The sequence below is a fragment of the Agrobacterium sp. 22-210-1 genome, assembly GCF_053522525.1.
This window is the reverse complement of the sequence record NZ_JBNWCI010000002.1, coordinates 170,115-189,591: the sequence shown is the minus strand read 5'-3', so window position 1 is coordinate 189,591 and position 19,477 is coordinate 170,115. Positions and strand designations below refer to the sequence as shown.

At 60.5% G+C, this 19,477-nt stretch carries 15 protein-coding genes; 14 read left to right on the top strand and 1 reads right to left on the bottom strand.

Annotated elements, in window-relative coordinates; genetic code table 11:
• Positions 1 to 9 precede the first annotated feature (9 nt).
• The 5 genes from ACQZ5F_RS13875 to ACQZ5F_RS13855 all read left to right on the top strand — a co-directional run bounded on the left by ACQZ5F_RS13875 (position 10) and on the right by ACQZ5F_RS13855 (position 7,683).
• Entirely contained in the window at positions 10 to 3,144 is a 3,135-nt protein-coding gene (locus ACQZ5F_RS13875) for an efflux RND transporter permease subunit (RefSeq protein WP_046800860.1), read from the top strand.
• Positions 3,145 to 3,263: 119 nt separating this feature from the next.
• Positions 3,264 to 3,887, top strand: coding sequence for a TetR family transcriptional regulator (locus tag ACQZ5F_RS13870; RefSeq protein WP_225338502.1), 624 nt, complete (start codon positions 3,264 to 3,266; stop codon positions 3,885 to 3,887).
• Between the two features lie 194 nt (positions 3,888 to 4,081).
• Complete coding sequence (locus ACQZ5F_RS13865) at positions 4,082 to 5,605, top strand: sugar ABC transporter ATP-binding protein (protein ID WP_448730640.1); 1,524 nt, start codon at positions 4,082 to 4,084, stop codon at positions 5,603 to 5,605.
• Between the two features lie 52 nt (positions 5,606 to 5,657).
• Positions 5,658 to 6,659, top strand: a complete 1,002-nt coding sequence (locus ACQZ5F_RS13860) for an ABC transporter permease (protein WP_052820818.1) — start codon at positions 5,658 to 5,660, stop codon at positions 6,657 to 6,659.
• Between the two features lie 70 nt (positions 6,660 to 6,729).
• The gene (locus ACQZ5F_RS13855; RefSeq protein WP_046800863.1) at positions 6,730 to 7,683 is read left to right on the top strand and encodes a substrate-binding domain-containing protein; all 954 of its coding nucleotides are present in this window, start codon (positions 6,730 to 6,732) and stop codon (positions 7,681 to 7,683) included.
• 222 nt (positions 7,684 to 7,905) lie between these two features.
• Here ACQZ5F_RS13855 and ACQZ5F_RS13850 read toward each other — a convergent pair whose 3' ends face one another.
• Positions 7,906 to 8,799 (bottom strand): LysR family transcriptional regulator, encoded by an 894-nt coding sequence (locus tag ACQZ5F_RS13850; protein WP_046800864.1) that lies wholly within the window; start codon positions 8,797 to 8,799, stop codon positions 7,906 to 7,908.
• A gap of 537 nt (positions 8,800 to 9,336) precedes the next feature.
• On the opposite strand from ACQZ5F_RS13850, the gene odc2 reads away from it, so the two are divergent.
• The 9 genes from odc2 to ACQZ5F_RS13805 all read left to right on the top strand — a co-directional run bounded on the left by odc2 (position 9,337) and on the right by ACQZ5F_RS13805 (position 19,371).
• Positions 9,337 to 10,470 (top strand): ornithine/lysine decarboxylase, encoded by a 1,134-nt coding sequence (gene odc2 / locus ACQZ5F_RS13845; protein ID WP_046800865.1) that lies wholly within the window; start codon positions 9,337 to 9,339, stop codon positions 10,468 to 10,470.
• 247 nt (positions 10,471 to 10,717) lie between these two features.
• Entirely contained in the window at positions 10,718 to 11,287 is a 570-nt protein-coding gene (locus ACQZ5F_RS13840; protein ID WP_046800866.1) for a GNAT family N-acetyltransferase, read from the top strand.
• A gap of 475 nt (positions 11,288 to 11,762) precedes the next feature.
• Positions 11,763 to 12,164, top strand: a complete 402-nt coding sequence (locus tag ACQZ5F_RS13835; protein WP_046800867.1) for a MarR family winged helix-turn-helix transcriptional regulator — start codon at positions 11,763 to 11,765, stop codon at positions 12,162 to 12,164.
• A gap of 89 nt (positions 12,165 to 12,253) precedes the next feature.
• Positions 12,254 to 13,549 carry an MFS transporter gene (locus ACQZ5F_RS13830; protein ID WP_225338913.1) on the top strand — a complete coding sequence of 432 codons (1,296 nt, stop codon included), beginning with the start codon at positions 12,254 to 12,256 and terminating at the stop codon, positions 13,547 to 13,549.
• A gap of 562 nt (positions 13,550 to 14,111) precedes the next feature.
• Positions 14,112 to 15,491: a GH1 family beta-glucosidase gene (locus ACQZ5F_RS13825; protein WP_448730641.1), complete on the top strand. Its 1,380-nt coding sequence runs from the start codon at positions 14,112 to 14,114 to the stop codon at positions 15,489 to 15,491.
• Positions 15,492 to 15,859: 368 nt separating this feature from the next.
• A complete protein-coding gene (locus tag ACQZ5F_RS13820) occupies positions 15,860 to 16,489 on the top strand; it encodes an NAD(P)H-dependent oxidoreductase (RefSeq protein WP_137086289.1) in 630 nt (209 codons plus the stop codon).
• 370 nt (positions 16,490 to 16,859) lie between these two features.
• A complete protein-coding gene (locus tag ACQZ5F_RS13815) occupies positions 16,860 to 17,900 on the top strand; it encodes a methionine ABC transporter ATP-binding protein (protein ID WP_052820841.1) in 1,041 nt (346 codons plus the stop codon).
• Positions 17,890 to 18,558, top strand: coding sequence for a methionine ABC transporter permease (locus ACQZ5F_RS13810; protein WP_046800872.1), 669 nt, complete (start codon positions 17,890 to 17,892; stop codon positions 18,556 to 18,558). Before ACQZ5F_RS13815 ends, ACQZ5F_RS13810 begins: the two co-directional genes overlap by 11 nt.
• Before the next feature lie 33 nt (positions 18,559 to 18,591).
• Positions 18,592 to 19,371, top strand: coding sequence for a MetQ/NlpA family ABC transporter substrate-binding protein (locus ACQZ5F_RS13805; protein WP_046800873.1), 780 nt, complete (start codon positions 18,592 to 18,594; stop codon positions 19,369 to 19,371).
• Positions 19,372 to 19,477 lie beyond the last annotated feature (106 nt).

Here is a 19,477-nt window from a genome sequence, read left to right as displayed (position 1 = left end):
CCGATTTCCATGGCACGTTTTTTCATCGATCGGCCCATTTTTGCCTGGGTCGTCGCCATCTTCATCATGCTGGCGGGCCTGCTCGCCATTCCCATGCTGCCGATTGCGCAATATCCGAATGTGGCCCCGCCGCAGATTTCCGTCGGCACGACCTATCCGGGCGCATCGCCGGAAGATATCTATCAGAGCGTCACGCGTCCCATCGAGGAAGAGCTGAATGGCGTCCCGGGTCTGATCTATTTCGAATCGACGTCGGAATCCTCCGGCCGTATCTCGATCAATGTCACCTTCGAACCCGGCACCAATATCGGTGAGGCGCAGGTCGAGGTTCAGAACCGTATCGCCCGCGTCGAACCCCGACTGCCGCAGGCGGTGACGCAGCAGGGCCTGCGCGTTGAGCAGGCCGGAACCTCGTTTCTGATGATGGTGGCGCTGACGTCCGTGGACGGCAATACGGACGCCATCGGCCTTGGCGACTATCTCAGCCGTAACGTGGTCGGTGAGTTGCGTCGCGTTCCCGGCGTCGGCAGCGCGCAGCTGTTCGCCACCCAGCGCTCCATGCGTATCTGGATGGACCCCGACAAGATGCTGGGTCTCAGCCTGACCTCGAGCGATGTCATCGGCGCCATCCAGGCGCAGAACTCGCAGGTTGCGGCTGGCCGCATCGGCGCATCGCCAAACCCCGTTGGCCAGCAGATTTCTGCCACCGTCAACGTGCAGGGCCAGCTGACCTCGCCGGAAGAATTCGGCTCCATCGTGCTGCGCGCCAATCCGGATGGTTCCTCCGTCCGGCTGCGCGACGTCGCGCGGGTCGAGGTGGGCGGGGAAAGCTACACCTTCTCGAGCCGCCTGAACGGCAAGCCCAGTGCGGCCATCGGTGTCCAGCTTTCGCCGACGGGAAATGCGTTGCAGACTTCCGAGGGCGTGCGCGCCACGATGGAGGAGCTGTCGCGTTATTTCCCGGCGGGTATCGAATATGAAATTCCCTACGATACCAGCCCCTTCGTGAAAATCTCGATCCAGAAGGTGATCAACACGCTGGTGGAGGCGATCATCCTCGTCTTCGTGGTGATGTTCGTCTTCCTGCAGAACATCCGCTACACCATCATCCCGACGCTGGTCGTGCCCGTGGCGCTGCTCGGCACCTGCGCCATCATGTATATTTCGGGCTTCTCGATCAACGTTCTCACCATGTTCGCCATGGTTCTCGCCATCGGCATTCTCGTTGATGACGCGATTGTCGTGGTGGAAAATGTCGAGCGCATCATGGCGGAAGAACATCTGTCGCCGAAGGAGGCGACCCGCAAGGCAATGGGCCAGATCTCCGGCGCCATCATCGGCATCACGCTGGTTCTGACGGCGGTGTTCGTGCCCATGGCCTTCTTCCCCGGCGCCGTCGGCATCATCTACCAGCAGTTCAGCCTGACCATGGTGGTTTCCATCCTGTTTTCGGGCTTCCTTGCGCTGTCACTGACGCCGGCGCTCTGCGCATCGTTCCTGAAGCCGATCAAGGCCGGGCACCATGAGAAGAAGGGCTTCTTCGGCTGGTTCAACCGCGGATTCGACAAGGCCTCGCATAAATACTCCTCGTCGGTCGGCAGCATCATCAAGCGTTCCGGCCGCTTCATGGTCATCTATGCGGCGCTGCTTGCCGGTCTCGGCTGGGCCTATATGCAATTGCCCAGCTCCTTCCTGCCCAATGAGGACCAGGGTTACCTGATCGTCGACATTCAGGCGCCGGCGGAAGCCAGCAGCGAACGCACCCTGCAATCCATCCAGGAAATCGAAAAGATCTTCCTGGCGGAGCCGGCGGTCGATCGCGTGATTGCGGTTTCGGGCTTCTCCTTCTCCGGTTCCGGCCAGAATGCCGGTCTCGCCTTCGCGACGCTGAAGGACTGGAGCGAGCGTGGGCCGGAGGATTCCGCCTCCGCCATCGCCCAACGCATCAACGGCAAGCTGTGGGGCCTGCCGGGTTCCATGTCCTTCACGCTGTCGCCGCCGCCCATTCAGGGTCTCGGTAACTCCAGCGGCTTTACCTTCCGCCTGCAGGATCGCGGAGGTGCCGGACAGACGGCGCTGAGCGCCGCCGGAGCACAGTTGATGGCGGCAGCGCAGAAAAGCCCCATTTTGGCCGGCCTGCGTGTCGAAGGCATGCCGGATTCGCCGCAGGTCAACCTCATCATCGACCGCGAAAAGGCCAATACCTTCGGTGTGACCTTCAGCGACATCAACGCCACCATCTCGGCCAATATGGGTTCGTCCTACGTCAACGACTTCCCCAATGCCGGCCGCATGCAGCGCGTGACGGTGCAGGCGGAGCAGGGACAGCGCATGAAGACCGAGGATCTTTTGAACCTCAATGTCCGCAATGCCAATGGCGGCATGGTGCCGGTCAGCTCCTTCGCCACGGTGGAATGGGTGCGCGGCCCCTCGCAGGTGGTGGGTTACAACGGCTATCCGGCGATCCGCATCGGCGGCCAGTCGGCGCCCGGTTATTCCTCGGGTGATGCGATTGCCGAAATGGAGCGTCTGGCGGGCGAATTGCCAAACGGCTTCGGTTTCGAATGGACCGGCCAGTCGCTGCAGGAAATCCAGTCCGGCTCGCAGGCGCCGGCCCTCATCGGCCTCAGCGTGCTGTTCGTCTTCCTGCTTCTCGCGGCGCTTTACGAAAGCTGGTCCATTCCGCTCTCCGTCATGCTGGTGGTGCCGCTCGGCGTCATCGGTTCGGTGGCGGCGGTGATGCTGCGCGGCATGCCGAACGATGTCTACTTCCTGGTTGGCCTCGTCGCGATCATCGGGCTTTCGGCGAAGAACGCGATCCTGATCATCGAATTCGCCAAGGATCTGCGGGCAGAGGGCAAATCCACCTATGATGCGACGGTGGAGGCGGCGCACCTGCGCTTCCGACCGATCCTGATGACCTCGCTCGCCTTCTCGCTCGGCGTGCTGCCGATGGCAATTGCGTCGGGCGCCAGTGCGGCGAGCCAGAACGCCATCGGTACCGGCGTTCTGGGCGGCATGATCTCGGCGACGATCCTTGCCATCTTCTTCGTCCCCGTCTTCTTCGTGTTTGTCATGAAGTTTTTCGGGGATCGGAAGAAGGACGACAAGATTGCTGCTGACGCCGTGTCGCCGGCGGAATAAAACGGATGTGAAGGCCTGGCCGAAAGTCATGTGAGTGTATTCATGTGAATGACAGCCCGGCACGACAAGAAAAGGCACGGTGCGAAAGCGCCGTGTCACGATTGGAAGGAGACATCAGCATGCGCCGTACCAAGGCCGAGGCAGAAGAGACGCGTCAGGCGATCCTTGCCGCTGCCGAGCGTGTGTTCTTCAAAAAGGGCGTGGCCAATAGCTCACTGGACGAGGTAGCGGTCGCGGCCGGGGTGACGCGCGGGGCGATATACTGGCATTTCTCCAGCAAGACCGACCTTTTCATCGGCCTTTACAAATCGGTGGCGCTGCCTGAATCGGATCTGCTTAATTTCGATGATCCTGATCTCAAGGGGTTGACCCTGCTGGCCAAGATCGAGGAGGCGGCCTGCAAGTGGCTGGCACTTCTGGCGCAGGACGAACAACGCCAGCGCATCATGACCATCAGCCTGCGTACCAGCTATTCAGACGAATTCGCCCCTGTCCTGCATGCGCAGGAGGAGCTGGACCGCTACCACAAGGATCGGCTGGAAGCCGCTTTCGAGCGGGCGCAGGCGGAAGGTGCCTTCAACGACAACTGGACAGCGGAATCGGCGCTCGGGGCACTCTACTGGCTGCTGAAAGGCATCTGTTCCGACTGGCTGCTGTTCGGCAAGCGCTTCGACCTTGCAAAAGACGGCGGTAAGGCCGTGCATAGCCTGATGAAAGGCTTCAGGCGCGCCGCAAATCCCTGACCCGATCCGCCGTCGGGCCGGGAAGTCCCCTTCAAATTTCAGTGTATTCTAAAAGACGAGCGAAATTTGCTTTACGTACCTCAAAACGGACGTTAGCTTCTTCCCTGAGCTTTGGGAGGAGTTCGCCTATGGTCAAATCAGGAAAAATCGAGGGGCAAAAACCGTTCGTTCTCACCGGCTGTCGGTGACGGCGCATGGCTTCTGCTGACGAAACTTCAGCCCCCGTTCTTGTCCGGACGGTCGGGCTGTCGAAATCCTTCGGGCCGGTTCAGGTTCTGAAGGATATCGAGATCGCGGTGCGCGCCGGCGAGGTGCACGCCATCATCGGCGAGAACGGCGCCGGCAAATCGACGCTGATGAAGCTGCTGGCCGGCAATGAAAAGCCGTCGGGTGGTGAAATCCTCATCGATGGCGCAGCCGTTACGCTTGGCGGGCCGGTGGATGCCGAACATCGCGGCATCGTTCTCGTACATCAGGAAATATTGCTGGCGCCAGATCTGACGGTGGCGCAGAACATCTATCTCGGCCGCGAATTGCATAAAGGTCCAATGATGGACGACAGCGCCATGCGTGATGGTGCGCGCAAGGCCGTTGGCGATCTCGGCGGCACGATCGATCCCGACGCCATCGTCGGCAGCCTGTCGATTGCCCAGCGGCAGCTGGTGCAGATCGCCCGTGTGCTGCTGGTGCCGCATCGCGTCGTCATTTTCGACGAGCCGACCGCGAGCCTGACGCCTATCGAAACCGACGCGCTTTTGAACGTCATCCGCGACATCCGGGCGAAGCGTGTGGCCGTGCTTTATATTTCGCACCGCCTGCCTGAAGTGAAGGAGATAGCCGACCGGGTGACGGTGCTGCGCGACGGCAGGCTGGTCGCCTCGCATCCGGCCTCAGAGCTGGAGCCGGCTGATATGGCGCGGCTGATGGTGGGGCGCGATGTAGCCAAGCTCTATCCCGACCGAAACGCTGGCGGCGAGCGTGAGCCGGTTCTTGAGGTGGAGCATTTCACCGTCCCCGGTTATGCGCAGGATGCCGGTTTCAGCCTGCGCAAAGGCGAAATACTCGGTTTTGCCGGTCTGGTCGGTGCGGGCAGGACCGAGCTTATGGAGGGCGTGCTTGGCCTGCGGGCCGGGCGGGGCACGATCCGTCATCTCGGCAAACCGGTGCATTTCGCCAAGGCCGAAGACAGCCTGAAGGCCGGGATCGTTTATCTGAGCGAAGACCGCAAGGGCAAGGGATTGCTGCTCACCAAGGATTTGCGGGTCAATCTCACGCTTGCTTCGCTCAAAAAATTCAGCCGGCTGTTCCAGATCGATACCCGCCAGGAAACGGCGGCGCTGGACGATGCCATCCATGATTTCGATATCCGCACCGGCCGCAAGGATTTGCTGGCGGGCCAGCTTTCCGGCGGCAACCAGCAGAAGCTGCTTCTCGCCAAGATGATGCTGCTCGACCCGTCCATCGTCATCATCGATGAGCCGACGCGCGGTATCGATATCGGCACCAAGGAACAGATCTACCGCTTCATCGCCAAGCTTGCAGACGAAGGACGTTCGATCATCGTCGTCTCCTCGGAAATGCCGGAACTGATCGGCATCTGCGACCGCATTCTGGTGATGCGTTCCGGCCGGATCGTCGGCGAGGTGACGGGCGAGCGCATGACCGAAAACGACATCGTGGCGCTGGCGACCGGCGTTCACACGCAGGAACCCGCCTGAGGCTGCGGGTTTCGAAAGATATGGCCTGAAGAAAAGACAATTGAGGGGAAACATGACCGAGGCCGCAACTGACACCGGCAAGACGCCGAAGACCTCGAAGGACTGGGACCTGCGTGCCGTGGCGCCGTTCGTGGCGCTGGCCCTGCTGCTGGTTCTCGGCACCATCGCCAATCCCAATTTCATCGGCATCGACAATCTTCTGAACGTCGTCACCCGCAGCGCCTTCATCGCCATCATCGCGCTTGGCGCAACCTACGTCATCACCTCGGGCGGGCTTGATCTTTCTGTTGGAGCCATGGTTGCCTTCGTCGCCAGCCTGATGATCTTGTTCATGAACAGCGGCGTTATCGCCAGTCCGCTTTTGATGCTGCTTGCCGCCATGGCGCTGGCGCTCGCCATCGGCGCGGCCTGCGGGCTGGCGAACGGCCTCATAACCACCATCGGCCGCATCGAGCCCTTCATCGCCACGCTCGGCACCATGGGCATCTATCGCGGGCTGACCACATGGCTGTCGCAGGGTGGTGCTATCACGTTGCGCAATCCGGAAATCCAGACGCTTTATCGCCCGGTCTATTTCGGCAATGTTCTGGGCGTGCCGGTACCAGTCATCGTCATCTTCGTCACTGCGGCAATAGCCGCCTTCGTGCTGTACCGCACCCGTTACGGCCGGCATCTGACCGCAGTAGGGTCCAGTGAGGATGTGGCGCGTTACTCCGGTATTTCGGTCGCCCGGGTTCGCACCATCGCCTATGTGGTGCAGGGGCTGTGCGTCGCCGTCGCGGTGCTGCTTTATGTGCCGCGTCTTGCCTCCACCTCGGCCACCACGGGCATGTTGTGGGAGCTGCAGGCCATCACCGCCGTCGTTGTCGGCGGCACGGCGCTGCGCGGCGGGGTGGGGCGCATCTGGGGCACGATCTGCGGCGCCTTCATTCTGGAGATCGTCGGCAACATCATGATCCTGTCGAACTTCGTCAGCGAATATCTGATCGGCGCCATTCAGGGGGCCATCATCATCATCGCCATGCTGGTGCAGCGCTCGCTCAGCCGCAGGTGACGTATCACGCCGCGCCATGGGGCAGGTGCGGTTGAAGGAGGAACGCCCCGGTCTTGGGAGGAAAGAGACTATGCGTAGAAAATTCATCGGCGTGGCCTTTGCCGCGCTGGCTGCGGTGCTGGCGGGCTCGGCCCATGCGCAGGACAAGAAGGTCACCATCGGCGTATCCATTCCGGCGGCCGATCACGGCTGGACGGCGGGTGTCGTCTACCATGCCGAGCGGGTGGCGAAGCTTTTGATGCAGGAGCATCCGGGGCTCAATGTGATCGTCAAGACATCGCCGGACGCCGCCAATCAGGCTAACGCGCTTCAGGATCTGGCCGTTCAGGGGCTGGACGCGCTGGTCGTGCTGCCCTCCGATCCCGATCCACTGGTCAACGCCATCAAGGAGATCAAGGACAAGGGCACCTTCGTCGCGCTGGTGGACCGCGCGCCGAGCGTCAACGATAATTCCATCCGCGATCTCTATGTCGCCGGCAACAACCCGGCGCTTGGCCAGGTGGCGGGCGAATACATCAAGAAAACCACGCCGGATGCGGAAGTGGTGGTCATTCGCGGCCTGCCGATCCCCATCGACCAGCAGCGCCAGGATGGTTTCGACAAGGGCATCGCCGGCTCGAACGTCAAGGTTCTCGACCGCCAATACGGCAACTGGAACCGCGACGACGCCTTCCGCGTGATGCAGGACTATCTGACCAAATACAAGAAGATCGATGTGGTCTGGTGCCAGGATGACGACATGGCGATCGGCGTGCTGGAAGCGATTCAGCAGGCGAAACGCACCGATATCCAGTATATCGTTGCGGGTGCCGGCTCCAAGGACATGATCAAGAAGGTCATGGATGGCGACAAGCTGGTGCCGGTCGACGTGCTCTATCCGCCGGCGATGGTGGCGACAGCCATGCAGCTGACGGCCGGACATTTTTACGATCAGGTGCCGGTTGCCGGCAACTATATTCTCGACGCGACCCTGATCACCAAGGAGAATGCCGAGCAGTTCTACTTCCCGGATTCGCCGTTCTGATACGCGGGTTCCGGCCATGCAACGCCCGCTGAAAGGCGGGCGTGGTGATGGGTGGAAACCTTTTTCTCAACGCGCGAAGAGGAATGAAGCAAACATTCCCTCATACGCAACGTCATCCTCGGGCTTGACCCGAGGATCCACCGCCTGCCGAAACATGGATCCTCGGGTCAAGCCCGAGGATGACGGAGAAGATGGCTGTCTGCGGCTAAAACGCCCGCGTCCTCACCCATTCTTCCTGAACCACGCGGAAAGATAATCCACGAAGCTGCGCACCTTGGCCGGCAGGTAACGGCGATGCGGATAGACCGCATAAATGCCGCGGTCCTTGGAAATATAATCGTCGAACAGCGTCACCAGCTCGCCGGACTGGATATAGGGCCGGGCGATGAAATCCGGCACCATGGCGATGCCGAGGCCGGCGCGGGCGGCGCGCAGCGTTGCCTGCGGGCTGTTGACCTCGATCGGCCCGCTGATCGTGACTGAGTTCGAGCCGCCATCCGGCTCCAGATATCGCACCGTATTGTGAAAACGCGTATTGGTGTCGATGATGAAGGGAACGCGGGAAAAATCCTGCGGCCCGTTGAGCGGCCCATGCTGGGCCACGAAATCCGCCGTCGCCACCGCATAGACGCGGAAATCGGAAAGCTTGCGGGCGATGAGGCCCGAATCCTCGAGCCGGGTTATCCGGACGGCAAGGTCGAAACCCTCTTCGATCAGATCAACGAATCGATCTTCGGCGACGATTTCCAGCGACAGTTCAGGGTTTTCCTTGGCGAAATCGATCAGGCTCTGGCCGACATCGGCGTCGATGAAGGTGCGCGGAACCGAAATCCTGAGCTTGCCCTTCAGATCGGCATTCTTCTCGCGCACCAGATCGGCGAGGTTGTCGATCTCCTTCAGAATGTCGGAAGCGGTGCGGTAATAGGTGTGCCCGGCCTCGGTCAGCGAGAACTGCCTTGTCGTGCGGTTGAGGAGCAATGCGCCGAGATCATCCTCCAGTTCCCGCACATATTTGGACAGAAGCGCCTTGGAGCGCCCGGTCTTGCGCGCGGCGGCGGAAAAACCCTCCGCCTCGACGACATCGATAAAGGCGCGGATGCGGGTCAGCGTGTCCATGGAAATCCTCCGGTTCGTTCCATATAATTGAACGCTGAAGGGCGACTGTTCAACCCTAAATTCATTGCTGAAAAAATCCGCTAAATGGTGAAAAAAACCTCTTGATTATGACTGCGAATATTCTTATCTCCCGTGCTGCCCAAAGTCGCACGTGCCCATGTGTGTCCGCCGAGTCCTCGATGTGGTGAGGATTTAGGTAAGGTACCTGGAACTAACCCCTCCAGTCGCTATTCCGGCCAACCGGGAAATGCGAGGACATATGAAGCAACGACGGTGCGGGCCTTTCTGGTTCTCTGCCGGCTTTCCATCAGCCGGGGTACTGAAGAGGCACACCATCATTGCCTGAAGTGCGGTCGGGTCAATCCCTCCAATCGATGGCAGACAAAGCCGAATGATGCTCTGGCAGGGCATCGTTCATATTCACGCCTTGAGCGTATGCTATCGATTCTGCGCCTCCACCGGCTGATTCGAATGCATATCTCGAGCGTCCTTTGTCCTCCGGATTTTTCCGGAGTCGGTTTTATAGGGAATATATCGATGACGACTGCACGCATTCTCGACTTCATCAAGACCCGACGTCCCGAAGGCCCTTGCCTTGTGGTTGATCTCGACGTCGTGCGCGACAATTTCAACGCGTTCCGGCATTCCCTGCCGAACAGCGCGATCTATTATGCCGTCAAGGCAAACCCGGCTCCGGAAATCCTGAAGCTGCTCGCTTCGCTCGGCTCCAGCTTCGATTGCGCCTCCGTGGCTGAAATCCAGATGGCACTCGATGCCGGTGCAACGGCCGACCGTATCTCCTTCGGCAACACCATCAAGAAGGAACGCGATGTCGCCCGCGCTTACGCGCTCGGCATCGATCTCTTCGCCGTGGACAGCCATGAGGAAGTCGAGAAGGTTGCCCGTGCCGCCCCCGGCGCCCGCGTGTTCTGCCGCGTTCTGACGGATGGCGAAGGCGCTGAATGGCCGCTGTCGCGCAAGTTCGGCTGCGTGCCGCAGATGGCCGTCGACGTTCTGGTCTATGCGCATCAGATGGGTCTCGAATCCTACGGCGTGTCTTTCCATGTCGGTTCGCAGATGATGAACCTCGACGCATGGGATGCAGCACTTGCCGATGCAAAGCGCGTCTTCGCTTCGCTTTCCAAGCAGGGCATTCACCTGCAGATGGTCAATATGGGCGGTGGTTTCCCGACCAAGTACCTGCGCGACGTTCCTGCCGCTGAAGAATACGGCCAGGCGATCGACACGGCGCTGCGCAAGCACTTCGGCAACCAGATCCCGAAGACGATCATCGAGCCGGGCCGCGGCATGGTTGGCAATGCGGGCGTCATCAAGGCGGAAGTTGTTCTGGTGTCGAAGAAGTCCGACAATGACAACCACCGCTGGGTGTTCCTCGACATCGGCAAGTTCGGCGGTCTCGCCGAGACCATGGATGAGGCTATCCGTTACCCGATCCGCACCGAGCGTGATCAGGACGAGATGCAGCCCTGCATTCTGGCCGGCCCGACCTGCGACAGCGCCGACGTGCTGTATGAAAAGAACATGTACCCGCTGCCGGTCTCGCTGACCATCGGCGACGAAGTTCTGATCGAAGGCACAGGCGCCTACACGACGACCTATTCGGCAGTTGCCTTTAATGGCTTCGAGCCGCTGAAGGCCTACGTCATCTAAGGCATCCAACCGAAAGGCGTACGCGCTTTTCGGGAAATCCGATGCTGATTGAAAGTCCGAACGCCGTCCGCTGAAAAGGGCGGTGTCTCGACCAAGCTTCCGTTCCGGCCCTGCCGATTGTGCTGTTGCGCAAATCCCTGCTTGCTGATCCTCTTCCAGCCGAGGAAAGCGTGTCGGCGGGCCGGAACGGCTCCACCATTTTTCATCAAGGGCCGCGTGTGGGCGGTTGTGTGACGGGAGGCCAAGGATGGCCGCTCTTTTGAATTCGGTACGCGCATTTTTTACACCGCAGACATTTCATGTCGATCAGGAAAATCCGGGCGATGTCGTTGCCCGTGAGAACCTGCTGGACCGCGCCATGGGCGCCGGTCGCCGCCGCAAGTCTTCCGAGAAGCTGCGCGCCGGCCGCGTTCCGGCCGAAGGCCTGGCGCTGGTCGCCCGTGATGAGGACGGCCATGTCATCGCCACGGTACGCCTGTGGAATGTCGAAGCCGGCATTTCGCGCGAAGGCCGCGCCGTCGATGCGCTGCTGCTCGGCCCGCTGGCCGTCGATGCCGCCCATGAGGGCAAGGGCATCGGCTCGGCGCTGATGCGCGCGGCGATCGCCGAAGCCACCAGACGCGGCCATGGTGCCATCCTTCTGGTCGGCGATGCGCCCTATTACGAGCGCTTCGGCTTTTTTGCCAACAAGGCGCAGCACCTGATCATGCCCGGCCCGTTCGAGCGCAGCCGTTTCCTGGCGCTGGAGCTGAAAGCCGGATGGCTGGAAGGCGCTGCCGGTCTTTTGGTGGCAAATGGCCGCCGGCTTTCGGCCTGAGGCGAATTGAAGCCATTTCCCTCGGCTGAAAGGCCGGCTTCTAGTCTGCTGACCAGGCTAGCAGCCAACTCTGACGTCATCCTCGGCCTTGTGCCGAGGATCTAACCACGCCGAATAAAATCAATACGTTGGCAGATCCTCGGGACAGGCCCGAGGATGACGTCGGCGCAATTGGCATGACTTTCCTTCTCATCGGACGACGCCGCTCTGCTTTCGTGTCCGGTTAAGGCGAAAATCCTGAAAGCCTATTCGAATGAGAGTCTGGTGGCTTGTCCAGAAATTTGAACCGGACAGCAATGGGACAAGTTCGGTATGTCGCAGGAGAGCTGCCACGGCTTTGCCAGCGGTCGCTCCGTCAAGAAGCTGGTGCTTGTTGTTTCCATCACATGGTTCATGAGGCACGACCCCTTTCCCCGCCGATAATTTTCCCGAACGCCTCTTGCCCTTGGGGATTTGCGGGTATATACCCAGACAAATGCCAAACAATAGCTGCCACTGCATTCTGTTGCGCAAAGCATCCCGCAAGGTCTCGTCCTATTATGACGAGGCGCTGGCGCCGCTTGGCGTCAATATCGGCCAGTTCAGCCTGTTGCGAAACATCAATCGCACCGCGCCGGTGTCGCTCACTGATCTTGCTTTCCGGGTGGAGCTGGATCGTTCCACCGTCGGTCGCAACGCCAAGGTGTTGGCGCGCATGGGGCTGGTGGCGATCGGCCACGGCGAGGACCAGCGGGAAGCGGTGCTGACCGTGACGGACGAGGGGCAGGCGATCCTGAAGACGGGCGCGCCGCTCTGGGACGGCGTTCAGGACGAGATCGAGGCCCGGCTGGGGCCCGAAAAGACCGCGCAATTGCAGGAATTGCTCGCCGCCCTGTAATTTTTTGATCATGAAGCGGGTATCTGCCCGTAAAATCGGGTATGTACCCGCAAGATTCGGCCGAAGGCCGCTGGAAAGGGACCTTGAACATGCTCTCCACACGCCTTGCCAGCTGGATGGCCGGCAGAAACCTGCATTATGGCTGGCTTGTCGCCGCCACCACCTTTCTGACCATGCTGGCCACCGCCGGCGCCATGGGCTCTGCGGGGGTGATGATCCAGCCGCTGCATCAGGAATTCGGCTGGGATATCGCCGATATCTCCTCCGCCATGGCCGTCAGGCTGGTGCTTTTCGGCCTGCTCGGGCCTTTTGCCGCCGCCTTCATGAACCATTTCGGCATCCGGCAGGTGGTGTCGACGGCGCTTGCCCTGATCATGGGCGGCATCGTCTTTTCGTTCTTCATGACTGAGGTCTGGCAATTGCTGCTGCTGTGGGGTGTGGTGATCGGGGTCGGCACCGGCATGACGGCGCTGGTGCTCGGGGCGACGGTTGCGACACGCTGGTTTTCCAAGCGGCGGGGACTGGTGATCGGCCTGATGACGGCGAGCAACGCCACCGGCCAGCTGGTTTTCCTGCCTCTGCTCGCCGCGTTGACCGAAGCTTATGGCTGGCGGATGGCCCTGACGATGACGGTTGCGGTGATTGCGGTCGCGATGGTGCTCGTGCTGCTGCTGATGCGCGATCATCCCGCCGATCTCGGCCTGCCGGCCTATGGCGAGACGGTTGTGGTGCACCCGCCAAAGCAGGATCACAAATTCCTCGCAACGCTGGTATCGCCGATTCTGACGTTGAAAAGCGTTTCCGGAAACCCGGTTTTCTGGGTGCTGTTCGGTACTTTCTTCGTCTGCGGGCTTTCCACCAACGGCCTTATCCAGACCCACTGGATTTCGATCTGCGGTGATTTCGGCATGGCCGCCGTCACGGCGGCGGGCACGCTGGCGGTGATCGGCATTTTCGATTTCTTCGGCACCATCTTTGCCGGCTGGCTTTCCGACCGTTTCGATAACCGTTTCCTGCTGTTCTGGTTTTACGGTCTGCGTGGCCTGTCCCTGCTTTATCTCTCCTTTTCCGGATTCAGCTTCGTGGAGCTTTCGGTCTTTGCCGTATTTTACGGGCTGGACTGGGTGGCGACCGTGCCGCCAACCGTGAAGCTCGCCGCAGAGAATTTCGGCCGCGAAAAGGCGGGGCTGGTATTCGGCTGGGTCTTTGCCGGCCATCAGCTGGGCGCCGCCACTGCCGCCTTCGGCGCGGGTTTCTTCAAGAGCGACTTCGACACCTATATGCCCGCGCTGCAGATTGCCGGCCTGATGTGCATGATTGCCGCCGTCTCGGTGCTGCTGCTCAGAAAGCCTGGCTCGGCCAGTCTTGCGCCGCAAGCGGCGTGACCGCCACGCATTGCTCGAATAACACAGGCCGGCGGCGGATGATTTTCCGCCGCCGGCTCTTTTCGCCCAATCACTTGCCGCAAAATTGCTCCCCGCTTTTCCCCATCGCCTCTTTCGGCCGCATCATTGTTCCCGCAACCGGAACGGCAGGGCGATACGCGCGGCGTCCTTCGCGAACCGGTGGCCGGCATCGACAAGCGTGGTTCTGGCAGACCATGTTTCGGAAAGGCGCCCCGCAATGCCAGAAGCGGGGAGGGACCGATCCGATAGGTGCCGTGAAAATACCCTGACCGAAAAGGGCCATCATCACGGCCAGCAAGACGCGGTCCGGCAAATGCACGACTTTCACCACACTTTCATCCTATCCGCATTTGCCGGACCGATGTCTCGCCCCGCTGCCTTGCCGCCGCGGTGAATTTCCGTGCGTAAAGCGCTTTGGACTTGTTAACCTCCCATTCTGAAACGTTGTAGATTTCCGCGGCTCCGGCTGTACCTCCTGACCGACTTGGTCTAAACCGCTGTTCATCTTTTCACGCTCGATGGATATGAGAAGGCCTCTCCGATGACCGATCCCAAAGCGCTTGCAGCCCGTTTTCCCGGCGATTTCCTGTTCGGTGTGGCAACCGCATCCTTCCAGATCGAAGGCTCCACCAAAGCGGATGGCCGCAAGCCCTCCATCTGGGATGCCTTCTGCAACATGCCGGGCCATGTCTTCGGGCGGCACAATGGCGATATCGCCTGCGACCATTATAATCGATGGGAAGAAGACCTCGATCTCATCAAGGAGATGGGTGTCGAGGCCTATCGTTTCTCCATTGCCTGGCCGCGCATCATTCCTGACGGTTTCGGGCCGATCAATGAGAAGGGGCTCGATTTTTACGACCGGCTCGTCGATGGCTGCAAGGCGCGCGGCATCAAGACTTATGCGACTCTTTACCATTGGGATTTGCCGCTGACGCTGATGGGCGACGGCGGCTGGGCGTCGCGTTCCACCGCCCATGCCTTCCAGCGATATGCCAAGACCGTCATGGCCCGCCTCGGCGACCGGCTGGATGCGGTGGCGACCTTCAACGAACCCTGGTGCGCGGTGTGGCTCAGCCATCTCTACGGCATTCATGCGCCGGGCGAACGCAACATGGAGGCGGCCCTTGCCGCCATGCACCACATCAATCTCGCCCATGGTTTCGGCGTGGAGGCCTCCCGCCATGTCGCGCCCAGGGTGCCGGTGGGGCTGGTGCTGAACGCCCATTCCGTCATTCCCGCTTCCGACAGCGAAGCTGATCTAAGAGCGGCCGAACGGGCATTCCAGTTCCACAACGGCGCGTTTTTCGATCCGGTTTTCAAGGGTGAATATCCGGCTGAGATGATGGAAGCGCTGGGCGATCGCATGCCTGTCGTGGAGGCGGAAGACCTCGCCATCATCAGCCAAAAGCTGGACTGGTGGGGCCTGAATTATTACACGCCAATGCGGGTTGCGCACGATGCGATGCCGGGTGCGGAATTCCCCGCCACCACACCGGCTCCCGCCGTCAGTGATGTGGAGACCGATATCGGCTGGGAGGTTTACGCGCCGGCGCTGCAGTCGCTGGTCGAGACCCTCTACAAGCGTTACGACCTGCCGGAGTGCTACATCACCGAAAACGGCGCCTGCTATAATATGGGCATAGAAAACGGCGAGGTGAATGATCAGCCGCGGCTTGATTATTACGCCGAACACCTCGGCATCGTCGCCGATCTCATTCGTGACGGTTACCCGATGCGCGGTTATTTCGCCTGGAGCCTGATGGATAATTTCGAATGGGCCGAAGGTTATCGCATGCGCTTCGGCCTCGTGCATGTGGATTATGACACGCAGGTGCGTACTTTGAAGAACAGCGGCAAATGGTACAGCGCGCTGGCTTCGGGTTTCCCGAAGGGCAACCATGGTGTGGCGAAGGGGTGAGGCTTTCGCCCTCATCCCTGTGCTCGTCACAGGGATCCAGCCAGCCCAAGTCCTTGGGCTGAAAGGAGTCTCTCCGTCGCGCAGACACGCGCCGGCTGGATTCCTGTGACAAGCACAGGAATGAGGGTGGGGAGGCTGGCAGGCGCGTGAAATTCACCTGTCGCACCCCTGACAGGCGAGGACGCGAAGCCTCCCCGTAAAAAGTTCTCTCTCCTTATTATCAGTTTTCCAAACTTTTTTATCGGTTACCCCGCGGTGCCTGCTTGTGCCCGCCAGCCCGTCGCCTATGTCAGACAGGCTACGAAGCGTAGCGCCCGTTCTGTCGCCCAAGGGGCAGGGCGGGCTGGTCCTCCCAAGGGAAAACGAACATGCTTATCGAAAAACTCAACTGGCGTTATGCCACCAAGAAAATGGACCCTTCCAAGACGGTGTCCGAAGACAAGGTCGCGCGCATTGTCGAGGCGGCGCGGCTGGCGCCCACCTCCAGCGGTCTTCAGCCCTTCGAGGTGATCGTCGTCACCGATCCTGACGTGCGCGCAAAGATCCGTGAAATCGCCTGGAACCAGGCGCAGGTGACCGAAGGCTCGCATCTGCTGGTATTTGCGGCGTGGGACAACTACACCGAAGAGCGGATCAACCACATGTTTGATCTGGTCAATGAAGAACGCGGCATCAAGAATGAAGGCTGGGAAGCCTATCGCCAGATGCTTCTTACCTCCTATCCGCAGCGCGACCAGCAGGTGAATTTCGAACATGCCGCCCGTCAGGCCTATATCGGTTTCGGCATGGCGGTGGCGCAGGCCGCTTTCGAGGGTGTGGATTCCACCCCGATGGAAGGTTTTGATCCGGCGAAGCTCGATGAAATTCTGGGCCTGCGAGAAAAGGGTCTACGCTCCGTTACCATCCTGCCGCTGGGTTATCGCCAGCCCGATGGCGACTGGCTGGTGAACCTGAAAAAGGTGCGCCGCCCGCTTGCGGAATTCACCAGCCGCGTGTGATTTTCATATCGTCGCGAAATCTTGACTGCCGCAGGGTCGCCAAGGCGGCTTTGCGGTAGATTTTTTCTCTCTTTTCAGATAATTGAAAAAACATCCCTGTTAAAAGGTGGCGCGTGCGGGCAAGTATGCGCCATCGAATTGCCGATCCCCGGCATTTCTGAGTGAAAGCCTGACGAAATGACCCGGAAAATCAGCTGTTATCGAATGTGCCCCTAGGCTGCATGAAGAGAGCGGTTTCGTACCGCAACAGGATTTTTTGAGACCCGATCCGTCACGCGTTTTCCCAGAGTTTACAATGAGTTTTCCATCATCCGCGGCACCGCCCGCGACCCGGCCACAGGCGGCCCCGGAGCGGGCGGTCAACGACCCGATGGTCACGTTTGAAGGCGTGACCAAGACATTCGGCGGTACGAGCGGCAAGCCCGGCTTTGCCGCTCTGGCCGGTATCGATTATGTCGTGCCGAAAGGCTCCATCACCGGTATCATCGGCCGCTCCGGTGCCGGCAAGTCGACGCTCATCCGCCTCGCCAACGGCCTTGAAAAACCCTCGTCCGGCCGTGTGGTCGTCGATGGCGTCGATGTCGCGGCGCTGGATGAAAAGAGCCTGCGCACGCTGCGCCGCTCGGTCGGCATGATCTTCCAGCACTTCAACCTTTTGTCGTCGCGCACCGCTTTCGACAATGTGGCGCTGCCGCTCGAAATATCAGGCATGGGCAAAAGGGAAATCGAGACCCGCGTTGGACCGCTGCTTGATCTCGTCGGGCTCTCCGACAAGGCGAGGCGTTATCCGGCCGAACTTTCCGGTGGCCAGAAGCAGCGTGTCGGCATTGCCCGCGCGCTCGCCACCCAGCCGAAGCTGCTCCTCTCCGACGAGGCGACCTCGGCGCTTGACCCGGAAACGACGCAATCCATTCTCGAACTCCTCAAGCGCATCAATGCCGAACTTGGCCTGACCGTGCTGCTCATCACCCACGAAATGGAAGTGGTAAAGACCATCGCCTCGCAGGTGGCTGTCATCGACAGGGGCCTGATCGTCGAGGAAGGCACGACCTTCGATATCTTCACCGCGCCGAAACACGAGACGACCCGCAGCCTGCTGTCGTCCTCGGTCGGCGTGAAGCTGCCGCACTGGGTCACTTCGGGTCTGAAGCCGCAGGCGGCGGAAGGCGATCGCGTTCTGGTGCGTCTCGTCTTCTTCGGCGAAACGGCGTTCCAGCCGCTGACGGCCCGTCTGGTCGCTGAAATCGGCCCCGACGTGAACATTCTCGCCGGCACCATCGAGGAAATTTCCGGCGAACCCTTTGGCTCGCTCGTTGTCTCCTATCCGGCTTCGGCTGACGTCACGGCCCGCGCCGGCCGCTTTTATGCGGAAACCGGTCTTCACACGGAGGTGCTCGGTTATGTCGCCTGATATGATCTTCAACCTTCTGCTGAAGGGCCTGCTACAGACCATGCACATGGTCGCGGTCGCCGGCATCGTCGGCTCCATCATCGGCGTGCCCATGGGCGTTTTCCTCGCCACCAGCGGCAAGGGCGAACTGTTTCCCGCCCCGATGACCAACCGTATTCTCGGCCTCATCGTGAATGCGGCGCGCTCCACCCCCTTCATCATTCTGGTGGTGGCGATCATTCCCTTCACCCGTCTCGTCGCCGGCACGTCGATCGGCACCAATGCGGCCATCGTGCCGCTGACGGTCGCGACCGTGCCCTTCATCGCAAGGCTGGTGGAAGCGGCAATCCGCGAGGTGGACAAGGGTCTCATCGAGGCTGCCCGCGCCATGGGCGCTACCCCGCTGCAGATCGTCACCAAGGTTCTGCTCGCCGAAGCCAAGCCCGGCATCACGCTGGCGCTCACGCTCACCCTGGTCAGCCTCATCGGTTATTCGGCCATGGTCGGCGCGGTCGGCGGCGGCGGGCTGGGCGATCTCGGCATCCGCTATGGCTACCAGCGCTTCATGCCCGACGTGATGCTGGCGGTGGTTCTGGTGCTCATCGTGCTGGTGCAGCTGGTGCAGAGCGCCGGCGACCGGCTGGCGCGCAGCTTCGACAAGCGGACCCGCAAGAATTAACTGCGTTTATAATAACAACCCAAGGAGACACCCATGAAAAAACTCATCCTCGCGGCTTCGCTCGCCGCTCTCTTCACCGCCGGTCAGGCGCTGGCCGAGACCATCAAGATCGGCGTCACCCCCGCCGAGCACGCGCAGATCATGGAACAGGTGAAGAAGATCGCAGCCGCCAAGGGCCTCGATATCGATATCATCGAATTCTCCGACTATGTCGTGCCGAACCAGGCGCTGAACGATGGCGAGTTGCAGGCCAATTCCTTCCAGCACCAGCCTTACCTCGACAACCAGATCGCTGACCGCAAGTTCGATCTCGTCAGCGTCGGCACCACCATCACCACCCCGATGGGCGTTTATTCGAAGAAGGTGAAGAACCTTGACGAGCTGAAGGACGGCGCGACCATCGGCATTCCGAACGACCCGACCAATGGCGGCCGTGCGCTTCTGGTTCTCGCCTCCAAGGGCGTTCTCAAGGTCAAGGAAGAAGCCGGCCTGAAGGTAACGCCTGCCGACATCACCGAAAACCCGAAGAACATCCAGATCGTCGAGCTTGACGCCGCCCAGCTGCCGCGTTCGCTTGACGACACCGACGCTTCGGTCATCAACACCAACTATGCGACGGCTGCCGGCCTGAACCCGAAGAAGGACGCCATCGCCGTCGAAAGCGAAAAGTCCCCTTACGCCAACATCATCGCCGTCCGTGCGCAGGACAAGGACAAGCCCTGGGTGAAGACGCTGGTGGAATCCTACCACAGCCCGGAAGTGAAGGCCTTCATTCTGGAAAAGTACAACGGCACGGTCATCCCCTCCTGGTAATCCGGTTCGCAAGTGCAAAAGTTCTGGCCTCTCCCGTTCGCGGGGGAGGTTTTTTCTTTTCCTTTGGGCGGGAAATCCGTTTTTCATGAAAAACCCCCGCCATTTT

Excerpts from the sequence above, each read along its gene's own strand:
- ACQZ5F_RS13875 (WP_046800860.1), top strand. The coding sequence starts at position 10 with ATGGCACGTTTTTTCATCGATCGGCCCATTTTTGCCTGGGTCGTCGCC.
- ACQZ5F_RS13870 (WP_225338502.1), top strand. The coding sequence starts at position 3,264 with ATGCGCCGTACCAAGGCCGAGGCAGAAGAGACGCGTCAGGCGATCCTT.
- ACQZ5F_RS13865 (WP_448730640.1), top strand. The coding sequence starts at position 4,082 with ATGGCTTCTGCTGACGAAACTTCAGCCCCCGTTCTTGTCCGGACGGTC.
- ACQZ5F_RS13860 (WP_052820818.1), top strand. The coding sequence starts at position 5,658 with ATGACCGAGGCCGCAACTGACACCGGCAAGACGCCGAAGACCTCGAAG.
- ACQZ5F_RS13855 (WP_046800863.1), top strand. The coding sequence starts at position 6,730 with ATGCGTAGAAAATTCATCGGCGTGGCCTTTGCCGCGCTGGCTGCGGTG.
- ACQZ5F_RS13850 (WP_046800864.1), bottom strand. The coding sequence starts at position 8,799 with ATGGACACGCTGACCCGCATCCGCGCCTTTATCGATGTCGTCGAGGCG.
- odc2 (WP_046800865.1), top strand. The coding sequence starts at position 9,337 with ATGACGACTGCACGCATTCTCGACTTCATCAAGACCCGACGTCCCGAA.
- ACQZ5F_RS13840 (WP_046800866.1), top strand. The coding sequence starts at position 10,718 with ATGGCCGCTCTTTTGAATTCGGTACGCGCATTTTTTACACCGCAGACA.
- ACQZ5F_RS13835 (WP_046800867.1), top strand. The coding sequence starts at position 11,763 with ATGCCAAACAATAGCTGCCACTGCATTCTGTTGCGCAAAGCATCCCGC.
- ACQZ5F_RS13830 (WP_225338913.1), top strand. The coding sequence starts at position 12,254 with ATGCTCTCCACACGCCTTGCCAGCTGGATGGCCGGCAGAAACCTGCAT.
- ACQZ5F_RS13825 (WP_448730641.1), top strand. The coding sequence starts at position 14,112 with ATGACCGATCCCAAAGCGCTTGCAGCCCGTTTTCCCGGCGATTTCCTG.
- ACQZ5F_RS13820 (WP_137086289.1), top strand. The coding sequence starts at position 15,860 with ATGCTTATCGAAAAACTCAACTGGCGTTATGCCACCAAGAAAATGGAC.
- ACQZ5F_RS13815 (WP_052820841.1), top strand. The coding sequence starts at position 16,860 with ATGGTCACGTTTGAAGGCGTGACCAAGACATTCGGCGGTACGAGCGGC.
- ACQZ5F_RS13810 (WP_046800872.1), top strand. The coding sequence starts at position 17,890 with ATGTCGCCTGATATGATCTTCAACCTTCTGCTGAAGGGCCTGCTACAG.
- ACQZ5F_RS13805 (WP_046800873.1), top strand. The coding sequence starts at position 18,592 with ATGAAAAAACTCATCCTCGCGGCTTCGCTCGCCGCTCTCTTCACCGCC.